Source organism: Mesorhizobium sp. STM 4661, assembly GCF_000359125.1.
Classification (GTDB): domain Bacteria; phylum Pseudomonadota; class Alphaproteobacteria; order Rhizobiales; family Rhizobiaceae; genus Mesorhizobium.
Window position 1 is genome coordinate 1 of sequence record NZ_CAAF010000084.1, and the last position, 8,123, is coordinate 8,123.

The 8,123-nt window shown below is 63.0% G+C and carries 10 protein-coding genes and 1 pseudogene; 3 read left to right on the forward strand and 8 right to left on the reverse strand.

Annotated features, from left to right (window positions below; all coding sequences use genetic code 11):
• Window positions 1-132: 132 nt before the first annotated feature.
• On the reverse strand, window positions 133-2,361 hold the full coding sequence (locus MESS4_RS29870; protein ID WP_006339481.1) for a relaxase/mobilization nuclease domain-containing protein: 2,229 nt from the start codon (window positions 2,359-2,361) through the stop codon (window positions 133-135).
• Entirely contained in the window at window positions 2,358-2,765 is a 408-nt protein-coding gene (locus MESS4_RS29875) for a ribbon-helix-helix protein, CopG family (protein ID WP_006339483.1), read from the reverse strand. Before MESS4_RS29875 ends, MESS4_RS29870 begins: the two co-directional genes overlap by 4 nt.
• A gap of 436 nt (window positions 2,766-3,201) precedes the next feature.
• Between MESS4_RS29875 and MESS4_RS29880 the strand changes: the two genes are divergently transcribed.
• Together MESS4_RS29880 and MESS4_RS29885 are read left to right on the forward strand one after the other, a co-directional pair.
• Complete coding sequence (locus tag MESS4_RS29880) at window positions 3,202-3,882, forward strand: ParA family protein (protein WP_006339484.1); 681 nt, start codon at window positions 3,202-3,204, stop codon at window positions 3,880-3,882.
• Window positions 3,879-4,286, forward strand: a complete 408-nt coding sequence (locus MESS4_RS29885) for a hypothetical protein (protein WP_006339485.1) — start codon at window positions 3,879-3,881, stop codon at window positions 4,284-4,286. Before MESS4_RS29880 ends, MESS4_RS29885 begins: the two co-directional genes overlap by 4 nt.
• A gap of 119 nt (window positions 4,287-4,405) precedes the next feature.
• Here MESS4_RS29885 and MESS4_RS29890 read toward each other — a convergent pair whose 3' ends face one another.
• Together MESS4_RS29890 and MESS4_RS29895 are read right to left on the reverse strand one after the other, a co-directional pair.
• Entirely contained in the window at window positions 4,406-4,735 is a 330-nt protein-coding gene (locus MESS4_RS29890) for a hypothetical protein (RefSeq protein ID WP_006339488.1), read from the reverse strand.
• Window positions 4,736-4,794: 59 nt separating this feature from the next.
• Entirely contained in the window at window positions 4,795-5,118 is a 324-nt protein-coding gene (locus MESS4_RS29895; RefSeq protein ID WP_006339490.1) for a DUF736 family protein, read from the reverse strand.
• A 247-nt stretch (window positions 5,119-5,365) separates the two neighbouring features.
• Between MESS4_RS29895 and MESS4_RS29900 the strand changes: the two genes are divergently transcribed.
• The gene (locus MESS4_RS29900) at window positions 5,366-5,683 is read left to right on the forward strand and encodes a hypothetical protein (RefSeq protein WP_006339494.1); all 318 of its coding nucleotides are present in this window, start codon (window positions 5,366-5,368) and stop codon (window positions 5,681-5,683) included.
• Between the two features lie 113 nt (window positions 5,684-5,796).
• Here the strand turns inward: MESS4_RS29900 and MESS4_RS29905 are convergent.
• The 4 genes and pseudogenes from MESS4_RS29905 to MESS4_RS29920 all read right to left on the reverse strand — a co-directional run.
• Window positions 5,797-6,218 (reverse strand): annotated as a pseudogene (locus MESS4_RS29905) (hypothetical protein).
• Entirely contained in the window at window positions 6,208-6,468 is a 261-nt protein-coding gene (locus tag MESS4_RS29910) for a type II toxin-antitoxin system Phd/YefM family antitoxin (RefSeq protein ID WP_006339496.1), read from the reverse strand. Before MESS4_RS29910 ends, MESS4_RS29905 begins: the two are co-directional and overlap by 11 nt.
• Window positions 6,469-6,558: 90 nt before the next feature.
• A complete protein-coding gene (locus tag MESS4_RS29915) occupies window positions 6,559-7,092 on the reverse strand; it encodes a hypothetical protein (protein WP_006339497.1) in 534 nt (177 codons plus the stop codon).
• A 144-nt stretch (window positions 7,093-7,236) separates the two neighbouring features.
• On the reverse strand, window positions 7,237-8,123 hold an 887-nt coding region (locus MESS4_RS29920; protein WP_036242524.1), incomplete at its 5' end, for a DUF2493 domain-containing protein.

An 8,123-nucleotide genomic window follows, 5' to 3' on the forward strand; every position in this document is an offset into this window, starting at 1 on the left:
AACGGGACCGCATCTGACTGCCCCGCAATGAGATGCGTGGCTATCGATCCTGGCCCTCGGAGGCACGAACGAGCCCCGGCGACATTGTTCCTGGACTCTCCCGCGCCTTAAGGGCCGGCAAGCAATCTTTGCTCAGCGCTCGTAATCGTTATCATTCGAGCGGTGGGTCTTGCGGTCCTGCTCTTCAGCCTGCTGAGTCTTCTGCTTGTTCGCGTCCTTCTGCTTGGCTTTCACCTTTTCCTGCTCGGTGCCGGTGCGCGGCTGCTCTGGCTCGCGGGGATCGTCCCGAGTTGGGAGGTCACGCCCTCGAGCCTCGCGCTCGGGGATCGGCTCGCCATTGCCACCACCACGACGCTGTTGCTGGCGCTCGAATTGCAGCCGCGCGAGACGGTCGTGCATCTTGTCGTTGACCTCTTCACGATACTGTTCGAACTGTCCTTGATGGGCCGGCGGCAGCGTCTCGCGCATGTTGTCCAGGGCCTGATTGACGCGGGCCATCTGACGCCGCATTTCCAAGGGGGTTTGCGCCATGTTCAAATCTCCTATCAGTGCATTTAATTCTCTCATACCGGGATGGGACAGGAAAGACTTCTGCCCCGATTGATCCGCTCCGCGACCCGCGCCAGGACTTGGTTGCCCCTCCCCTGTCCGATCGCGACGGAACTGCAGAAAATTGCTGCCGATCGACTCCGCTGCCGCGAGAGCCTGACCGACTACGCCTGCGGTCCGCATCGTCGTAACAGTCTTTTGCCATGCGGCAGCGATTGCATCGCCGTTCACGACAAGGGATTGTCCATCCAAACGGCGTTGCCGCTTGGCCTCCACCCGCTCGACCGTCCTGGCGCTGACCTGATAGCGCGGATCGCTCTGGGCGCGGCTGTAGGCTCCGGCATGCTCCTTCGTGAAGGGCCGCGTCATCGCATGATCCATGCGCCGCGTCGCCACCATTGCAATGCCGGTCTCGCGTGCTTTTTCCGCAAAGGTCTCGCGCCAGGCGACCAGATCTGGCTTGTAGAATTTCAGGCGTTCGCCGTCGGCTGACCGTGCCTGTACCATCGCGTGGATATGGACGTGCTTGGTGTCCTTGTGATGCGCCAGGACGAACTTGTATCCTGGCGCGCGCTCCTCCATCACGGCTCGCGCCGCGGCCATGACGGCGTTGGCATCGGTGCCGGCCTTTGCCGAGAAAAGCAGGTGATAGGCATTGCGGCGTTCACGCCCCGAAAACTGTGGGCGCCATTGTTCATAGACCGAAGCCGCCGCCGTGGTGGCATTCTTCGCCCCAGGCACAGGCTCGCCATTTGCGTGGCGGACCTGGCTGTGGGTGCGGATGAACTTCTGCAGGAAATATTTCGCTTTGGGTTCGCGGCTCACGGCCGCCGTTACCTCTGCCTTGGCGAACACGCCCACCGCGCCCATCGCTTCGGACAAGCGTGCCTCGATCTTGTCGAGCGCCTTGCTGCGCGAATTTTCACGACCGCCTGCCAGGACCCTCGCAAGCGGCCCGGCCCGCTCATCCGTGTGTGCGTAAACCTGCACCGTCAGTCCGTCCTGAGCATAGATGAACGGTTTCGAAGCGAATGCCTTGTTCAGCGCTTCGCTCAAGGCGGCATTAGTGACCTCGCCGGCGAGCTCGAAACGAACCTCCAGAAAATTGGTGTTTTCCAGGGGCGGTTCGAACGTCTCGCAAAACGTTTCCAGGAACGCCTTTCGTGCGCCGCCTGTCGCAAGGACCTGTCCGTCCTGGTCGAAAATCTCGATGTCGTGTTTCTCGCCTTTTTCGTCCTCGCGCCTCCCGATGTAATTGAGCAGCCTAGCGGCGGCTTCCTTGGTCGATGGCGGATTGGGCATGACCTTGAACACAGCAGGCTGCGCGCCCGCCGCATAGCCTGCCCGTGCCGCGACGGCCCGCGCCTGATAGGCGACCCGCGCCGCTCGTCCTGTACCGGTTGGGCGACCAGCACCACGGCCGCCGCTGCCGCCGCGCCGCTTCCAGTCTTCCTCCTCCTCTTCCGGCCGGAAACCGGCGAGCGTGGCGCCATAGACCATGATCGGCGCGCTAGAGGTCGCAGCAGCCGTCGCGGATTTCGCAGCACCGCTGGGGACGGAGCCTCCTCCTGTCCCTCCCGGCGACGAACGAGGGGCGTTCCTGCCGCCACTTACCAACGAGCCGGCTTGTCCTTGCCCGACCCGTCCGCCGCCACCGGTCCGTTCATAACTCTTCATCGCCTGGAATTCACTGGCCTCGCGTCGGGCGCCCGTCAGTGACTTGTCGTCGTCCGGCTCCTCACGCTTCACGCCGGCAGCGCCGCGAAGATAGCGTTCGATTTCGGCTGCGTAGCCAGCAAGCCGGCCGCTCATGGCCTGGCCTCCCGCGCCTTGCGGGAGCCGCCAGCCATCGCCTTCAGTTCCTCGCGGAACTGCCGCACCAAGTTGCCTACCGCCATCAAAGCCTGCTCAAGATCCTCATCATGGGCAACACGGCCGTCGTTCATGGCGCGCACGGCCTGATTGAAATTGACGCCGACGCGCCGCAGCTGATCGGTCATGTCCACGATCGCCGGCCGCAACGCCTCTGACGCGACAGGCAGATGTCCGGCCTCAGCCCGCACCAGACGTCGGACGACCTCACTGACGGTTGCGCCCTCCCGTTCCGCAATGGCTTTGAGACTGGCCAGCTCGTCAGCCGAAAACCGGATGTGCGTCACCTCGCCATAGCGTCGTGACGCGCTCTTCACCGCAGCTTTCTTAGCGTCTGCATCCATCTCTCAAGCCCGCTTGCGGGCGCTAAGGCCCGCTAGGGCCGCGCCGCCTATTTTGTGTGTATCACAAAATAGGCTATCCTGCCAATAGAAAACAAAGCAAGGTTGCCGAAAAACAGCGGCGTTCCTATGTTTCCATGGTGATTTGTTGTGATATGTCGATGATGCGTTGGGGACTTGTTTCCATGTTAACATCGAGACAACCGAGCGGTTCGCAGTCGGATCGTCCGATTGGACCCCTTCCCCACTGAAGATAGCCGCTGCGTCATGATTGCATCCGGAGCGGGCCTTTTTGGTGCGCGCCTGGGTTGCCAAACCGGCCTGCCCCGTTGACTATGTCACCAAGAGTTTCGACCGTGACATTGTTTCCATGTGTCCATGATGACTTGTTTTCATGTAAACATGGAAACAAGGAGCCAACGCCGGAAGGAGGCCCCCCATGATCATCTCCGCTGCGATCCCAAAGGGCGGCACTGGCAAATCGACGATGCTGCGCACCCTCGCGTCCGTCGCGCTGCATAGGGGCTATTCGGTCACTCTTGTCGATGGCGACCGGCGGCAGAATATGAACCGCTGGTTCCAGATGCTGGGTGACGCTGGCAATCGTCCTGACAGGCTCCAGCTGGTGAGCGCGATGACCCCGCAGGAAATCCTTGACGCCGCAGCCACTCACAATGGCGAGCGCTCCGTCGTTCTGATCGATACGGAAGGCACCACAAATGACAACCTCATGGCCGGGCTCTTCGCGGCCGACATTGTCGTCGTGCCGGTCTACTTTGCCCTCGACGACGTGACCGCCGCCATCCAGATCACCGACCACTACATTCCGCTTGCGGTCGAGAGCCGGGGTAGACCGCTGCCTGCGATATTCGTGCTGACCAAGCAGACCATCATCGATGGCAGGGCGCGAGCCCTGACCGAACTGCGCTCCATCATCCAGGCCAATGGCACGCCGATTGCAGAACACGTCCTGCACAATCGTGTTGCCTACCGCGACCTACAGACCGGGCAGACCCTTTACAGCCCTGCAGTGCCCGATGCGAAGGCGGTTGCCGAGAGCGAAGGGGTCTTCGACGACCTTCTGCAAACCTTCATCGAAGCCACAAGGAATGCGGCATGAGTGAAGAAACCGCACCGAAACCCGGTGACGACAAGAAAGCCCGCATGATGAAGGCGATCTCCACGCAGCCGCCGGCGCTGCCCAGCATGTTCATCCCACCGAAGGCCGAGCCGTCAGGGAACAAGGAGCAAGCTGCGCCACTGATGCAGGAATCGACAAAGCCGTCACCGGCAGTCGGGCCCGATTTCCGCAAGCTGCTGCGGCAGGGTCAGAAAAAGGACCCCATCGCCGGAAAGAAGATTCGCGAGGAGGAGATGATCCGCTGCGGCTACTACCTGACGGTTGTGGAGCAGCGCCAGTTCAAGCTGCTGGCAATCAGCAACGGCCATAGCATGACCGAATTGCTGCGCAAGGCTGTGCAGGACTACATCCGCGCTCATAAGCACAAACTGCCAAAGGAATAACCGGCAGTTTTGATGTCTCTGCCGGCTTGGTCTGGTGCGCGATGCGCATGGTTCTTTAAGGCAAACAAAAAAAGGGCCGGCGACGGATCGCTCCGCCGCCGGCCCTTAGGATGCGTTTGTCACTGGGGATCGTTGAGGCGTTTCAGAAGTTCGCCAATGGTGCCTTCTCGCTGCGGACGATCGCCGGCGATGGCTTTGTCATCGACCAGCTTGGCTGCGATATCGGTCGGCAGCGGCATGAAGTCGTAGCCGTGCGCAATCGCGGCGTGGCGAAGATATCCAAGCGTTTCGAATGCGCGATCGTGGGTGCCAAGCCAGAGCGCGGGCTCGTCGGTCTCTACGTGGGGAAACGCCTGCAGGAAATAGGTTCTGAGCGGCGGGTCGTAGCCGATGATCGCTTCGGGGTCTGAACGGCTCTGTCCGGTGACGGTGATGGTGTAACGGCTCATCGTGGCCTCCTTTTTTCCGGTGGGGAAGCCGGCCCCTTGTGGGACCGGCCACCGATGGCTCACTGCGGGTTGTTCCAGAGGATGACCTTCTTGTTTTCCTCGCCGCCGGGGGCGGGAGCGAGATTGCCGAAGATGACGCCGATCTCGGGGGCTTCGAGCTTGACCGAGAGGTACTCCTCGCCCGAACGCTGGGAGATGCGGTGCCAGCCGGCTCCGATCTCGAAGCCCGTGCGCTTGTTGACTATCCGGTAGTCCGGCGCGTCCTCGCGCGACTTGTTGGTGTTCGGGATAAGGGTGATCGGGGCGTTGACCCTCAGCGTGGCGAAGACGCCTTCCATCGAGCCGTCGGATTTGGTGGTGAGGTTTGCGATCGTGGTGGCCATGGTAGTTCTCCTTCGGTTGCATCGGGACCATTCCCGATGGCGCCAAAGGGAGAGGACCGTCCTGCTGCGGTCATCTCGGCGAAAATTCTGGAAAATTCTATTTGCCGAAAAAACCGCGGGCAGGCCCTTCGCCTGCCCGCAAACAAAAACAGAAATCGAATTTTCCTGAATATTCGTCGAGTGTACCCCCAACGGGGGTTGACCGCACAAAGCAGGCGGTCGTCTACAAAGGCGACATGAAACGGGAATGGCCCCGGATGCGGCCAACGGAAAACATCCTGCGCCGCCATCGCCAACCTGCACCGCAATGGCTGACGGCTCGATGGGAGGTTCAAGCCGTACCGACCTCCCGGGTCATGCCCTGCATCGCCCCATCCCCAGCTTCGGCAAGGCGCGTGAGGATGCCTGCGACAACCGCATGGCCAACGGATGCGTGAGCGTCAAGATCGGTGCGGGCTGGGACCGGATCGCGACGCTTCGCCGATACCTGCCTCTCGGCCGAGCCAGAGCCGCCGAAGCGAACGGCTTCTCCAGTGCGCTCGATCCGGCTTCGGCGGCAAGTTGACACGGCAAGCCATCTTCTGGGACGACCCGCAGTGAGCCACCACCAGCCGGTCTCAAGGGCCGGTGCCGACCGGATATGCAAGGCGAAGCCGAGCACGAGCGCCCCGAGCTAAATTAGCGGGTGCGGTCGACCCTGCCGCTGGTTGCGCGCCGCGCGGCCGAGAATGCCGCCGCGACCTTCATCATGAAGGGCTTCGACAAGCGACCGAGAATATCGCCTCCCGGTTCGAGAAACCACGAGCGCTCGGCAATGTCGTAGTTGTACTCGTCGACGACGACCCAGGCGCGGCCTTGCGCGGAAAGCCCGGCGCGCCGGCGCTCGATCTCGGGAATCTCGATCGCGGTCCTGCCCTCGCCCGCCATCGCGCTGGTGATGGCGAGAAGCGCCAGATGGGTGAGCCCGTCGCTTGCGCCGCGCACGGCGGCGACGACGCAGACGGGGCGCATCTTGCGACCGTCGGTTTCGCCTTGCTGGGTCTGCCATTCCCAGAGGTAGGGATAGGAGGTACCTGGCCGGGGAGATAGTCACGGCTCATCGTCGTATCCCTCTCCTCGCACGAGCTTGTCGATCGCGTCCGCAAACAGTTCGGCGTGCTCGGCGGGCATCTGGCTGGTGCGATGGGCGCGGCGAGGATTGCCCCCCTTCGTCATGCGTTCATAATGGTCGTAGCTCATCAGGACGTACCGTGGTTTTCGATGCCGGGTGATGATGACGGGCTCCTGCCGGGCGGCGTCGGTGACGTCGCCAACGGCCTTGTTGAGGTCGACGGTCGTGAACTCGCGCATGGGCGGATACTCCTCTGCGATCCAGAATATCCAGAATATCAAGGATTGACCGGCGATGGCGCAAAGGCGTCTTCGTGCTCGTAAGCCCTTTCATGTCGGCAACGTCAGCCGCTCGTCTGGCGTCATGCGGGCCTCGACCTGCCTGCGGACATCCGGCCCGGCATGATGAAGCATCGCACGCCAATCCGACGTGTCGTGAGCGGTTGCAACCATGCCGCGCATTGTGTCGTAAACAACGCACGGCGATCCGTTCAAGACGAGGCGCAGCACGTTGAGGACCGTCCCCGGTGATGCGCCGTCCCATATCATCAGCCCGAAGTCGGCACGCCGGGCCATCTCTCGGTCCTTCTCGGCATGAGCGGCGAAACCCTGCGCGCCGGCCGGCGGCGGGATGTGATAGGTCGCCCAATCGCCGAGATTGTTGCGGGGTTCCTTGCCGGCATGGAATACTCCGACGTGCTCATAACCGTAGCCCGCGAGCAGGCCCTGCGCCTCGGCGTCGGCCCCGGGCGCGTCGCCGATCAGCACACCGTGCTCGGCCGCGATGATCGCGCCGATGCGCGCAACGGCAGGCTCGGGTAACTCGATTATGTCGCGTGATCCGCCGATGAATATCATCGCCATGGTGACGCTCCTTTCTCTCCAACAGCCCCCACCCCTCCCAACTGCCCTCCTCCCTCTGGCGATACCGAGATGCCTGTGCCATTCGCTGGCATGGGACGCGATGCGCCGTGACCGGCGCACCGCGGGGATGGCGAGAAACGGCGCTCACGCGCCGTCCTCCGTGAACCGCCAGACCGGAATGCCGAACCGGCGCGCCTTGTCGCAAAGGTTCTCGGTGATGCCCGAGCCCGGGAAGGCGATCACGCCTGCCGGCATTACCGAAAGCATCTGGTCGTTGCGCCGGAACGGGGCCGCCTTGGCGTGACGGTTCCAGTCCGGCTTGAAGGCGATCTGGGTGACCTTCCGGCTCTCGGCCCAGCAGGCGGCGATGCGTTCCGCGCCGCGCGGGCTGCCGCCGTGGAGCAGCACCATGTCCGGGTGCTTCTCGCTGGCCTTGTCGAGCGCGGCCCAGACCCGCTCGTGATCGTTATAGTCGACGCCGCCGGCGAACGCGATCTTCGTGCCGGCCGGGAGCAATACCTCGGTGTCGGCACGGCGGCGCGCGGCGAGAAAGTCCCGGGAGTCGATAACCGCCGCGGTCATCGCCTGATGGTTCACCTTCGAGCCGGTGCGTGGCCGCCACGCGGAACCGGTGTGCATCTCGAACAGGTCTGCCGCCTCGTCGCGCATGACCTCGAAGGCGTTGCGGCGCTCGAGATAGGTGATGCCTTCGGCCGTGAGCCGCTCCAGCTCGACCGATTTTACCTCGGAGCCGTCCTGCTCGTTCTGGCTGAGGCGCTGCGCGTCCTCGTTGCGGTCGAGATCTCGGGCGATCCGCTCGCCGGCGCGGTGGAAGACGTTCACGACGGACCAGAGCAAGTCGTCGAGGTCGGGCTCAAGCCTTGTGTCGCCCAGCATGCCGGCGAACGTCTCGAAGATCCCGGTGAGGCCCGCGCGGACCACCGTCTCGTCCGGAAGTGGCCGCGGATCCAGCTCGTCCTGATGCGGACGATGTCCGTACATCTGCAGTTCGAGGATGACGCGGTCGGTCG